The sequence below is a fragment of the Mesorhizobium sp. M7A.F.Ca.CA.004.06.1.1 genome, assembly GCF_003999135.1.
Taxonomy (GTDB): domain Bacteria; phylum Pseudomonadota; class Alphaproteobacteria; order Rhizobiales; family Rhizobiaceae; genus Mesorhizobium.
Map to the genome: position 1 here is coordinate 1 of NZ_RZPQ01000725.1, position 2,989 is coordinate 2,989.

Consider the following 2,989-nt stretch of genomic DNA (forward strand, 5'->3'; position numbering starts at 1 on the left):
ATGTTGCCGATATCGTCGAGTGTCTTGAAGGCGGCCATGCGGGGTTCCTTTCGCGAAAAACCGGGGGACCATACCCCGCATCGGTGTCGATGCAAGGCTTAGGGCGCGCTCGAACCGAAATTTTGAAGTGGGCACGATCTTGCACCGGCGGGGCGGATGAATGGCAGCGCTCAATAGCGGGTTTGTCAGCTTTCGGTTGCTGCCTTTTCCGGCGCTGGCTCCGGGGCCTGCTTTTCGTCCGCCCGCGCCTCGGCCTCCTGCGTCTCGGTCGGCTTGCGCCAGTTGCGGATGAAGGCGGAAAGACGATCGCCGATTTCGCCGGCGCTGAGGAAGACCGGCACCCGCGCCACCGGCGCGGTCGGCTCGAACGAGAGGCCGAGGCCTATGATCTTGCCCTTGTCGTCGACGTCGCGGACGATCAGTTCTATCGGGCCGAGCAGGACGCGGTCGGCGTATTCGGCATGGCCGCCGAGCCGCGCCGTGACCAGCGCGCCAACGGTGAGCTTTTGCTCCGCTTCGGTCAGGCCTGGCGTATAGGCCGCTTCCAGTTCAGCGGCGGAGCGCGCGGGGTCGACGGCGAAGGCACCGAAGAAATCGGCATCCTCGGGATCGACCACTGCACGGCTCGCGAACAGCTTGTCGAGCAGGCGCGGATAGCGGTCCGGCACGAAAATGTAGACCTGGTCGCCGGCGGCGAGCCGGCCCATGTCCTGGAAGCGCATCGAGCGGCCGTCGCGCAACACCAGCGAGGGTCGCGCCCAGCGTGGGATGCGCTCGCCGCGCGCCACCGGGCTGCCGTGTGCAACGCGATAGGCAAGAAGCTCGTGATGGGCCGAGCCCGGCAGTTCCAGCTCGACCTTGTCCAGCGGTCCGAGCCGTGCCGGCACGATCAGACCGAGGCGGCGCGCCAGCGGTCCGACTGTCCAGCCCTGGATGACCAGCGACACGAGTACGATGATGAAGGCGGTGTTGAAGATGACACGGCCGTTTTCCAGCCCGCCCAGCAGCGGGGTGATGGCGAGCAGGATCGACACCGCGCCGCGCAGGCCGACCCAGGAGACGAAGGCGACCTCGGGGCGCGGCAGACGGAACGGGATCAGGCAGAGCCAGACCGCGATCGGACGGGCGATGAACATCAGGAACAGGCCGAGCAGCACCGCCGGCACCATGATCGCCGGGAACTGCGACGGCGTCGCGAACAGGCCGAGGATGAGGAACATGATGATCTGTGCCAGCCATGACATGCCGTCCTGGAAGCGCTTGAGGATGGTGACGGCGCGGATATCGGAATTGCCCGAGATGAGGCCGGCGATATAGACCGCCAGGAAGCCCGAGCCGCCAATGGCGCCGGCGGCTGCAAACACCAGCAGAGACAAGGTCAGCACGAAGATCGGCAGCAGGCCGTGGTCGAGATTGAGCCGGTCGACGAGGCGCACGATGGCGAGGCCGCCGAGCACGCCGACGACAGCGCCAAGGCCCATGTTGAGGAGGAAGCCGAGGAACAGGCTGGTGACCAGGACATTGGTTTCGGGGTTGGCGTGGGCGGCGATGATCTCTACCAGCGTGATGGTCAGGAAGATGGCGATCGGGTCGTTGGTGCCGGATTCCACCTCGAGCGTCGAGCGCACGCGTTCGCGCAGATTGATCTCGCCGGCGCGCAGCAGGAAGAACACGGCCGCCGCATCGGTGGAGGCTACGGCAGCCCCGAGCAGGAAGGATTCCAGCCAGGTGAGATCGAGCAGATAATGGGCGGCGACGCCGAACAGGCCGGTGGTGACAAGCACGCCGAAGGTCGCCAGCGACAAAGCCGGGCCCGCAGCCTGCCGCAAGGCGTTGAGCGGCGTGCCGAAACCGGAATCGAACAGGATGACGGCCAGCGCCAGTGAGCCGGCAAAATAAGCGATGCGGGCGTTGTCGAACTGGATGCCGAGTCCGTCGGTGCCGGTGGCGAGGCCAATGCAGAGAAACAGGAGCAGAAGAGGAGCGCCGAAGCGGAAGGCGATCAGGCTCGAAAACGCGGCGGCGACGACAAGCGCTGTGCCGACCAGCGTGACGAGATAGATCGCATGCTCCATCCTGAAATCAGCCCCTCAAATTCGTCTGTCTCCTGCTTTGCGAGAGAGTGGGGCGAAGACGTGACCAGTGCAAGGCGGCAGGGTGGCTTTTTGGCCTATGCCGCTGATTTTCGGATGTTTTGGCGCGCAGGACACAAATTGGGAAGGCGCAAGCTGCGCTCATGAAAAACGCCCGGGCAAAGCCGGGCGTTCCAAGTCTCGAAAAGAGAGCTTGTGATCAGGCGATGGTCTTGCCGAAGGCGACCGATGTGTCGCCCATGCGGTTGGAGAAACCCCATTCATTGTCGTACCAGGACAGCACCGACACGAAGTTGCCGTCCATCACCTTGGTCTGGTCGAGCGCCATGATCGAGGAGCGCGGATCGTGGTTGAAGTCGATCGACACGTTCGGATGATGGGTGACGCCGAGAATGCCCTTGAGCTTGCCGTTGGAGGCGGCGATCACCGCGTCGTTGATCTCCTGCACCGTGGTCGACCGCTTGGCGATGAACTTGAAGTCGACGACCGAGACGTTCGGGGTCGGCACGCGGATCGAGATGCCGTCGAGCTTGCCCTTGAGGTCGGGCAGCACCAGCCCGATCGCCTTGGCGGCACCCGTCGAGGTCGGGATCTGCGACAGGGCAGCGGCGCGGGCGCGGTAGAGATCCTTGTGCATGGTGTCCAGCGTCGGCTGGTCGCCGGTGTAGGAATGGATCGTCGTCATCATGCCTTTTTCGATGCCGACCGTCTCATGCAGCACGGCTGCCAGCGGCGCCAGGCAGTTGGTGGTGCAGGAGGCATTCGAGATGACGATATGATCCTTGGTCAACTGGTCGTGGTTGATGCCGTAGACGACGGTGAGGTCGGCGCCTTCGGCAGGGGCCGAAACGATGACGCGCTTGGCGCCGGCGGTCAGGTGTGCCGCTGCCTTGTCA

General features: G+C 64.6%; 2 protein-coding genes. Both read right to left on the minus strand.

From position 1 onward, the window contains the following. Positions 1-185: 185 nt before the first annotated feature. Positions 186-2,075, minus strand: a complete 1,890-nt coding sequence (locus EN906_RS29070) for a potassium/proton antiporter (protein WP_127375565.1) — start codon at positions 2,073-2,075, stop codon at positions 186-188. Positions 2,076-2,292: 217 nt separating this feature from the next. Next, a partial coding sequence (locus EN906_RS29075) for a type I glyceraldehyde-3-phosphate dehydrogenase (protein ID WP_164777435.1) occupies positions 2,293-2,989 on the minus strand: 697 nt, incomplete at its 5' end.

Coding starts and splice junctions, on each gene's coding strand:
- EN906_RS29070 (WP_127375565.1), bottom strand. CDS start 2,075: ATGGAGCATGCGATCTATCTCGTCACGCTGGTCGGCACAGCGCTTGTC.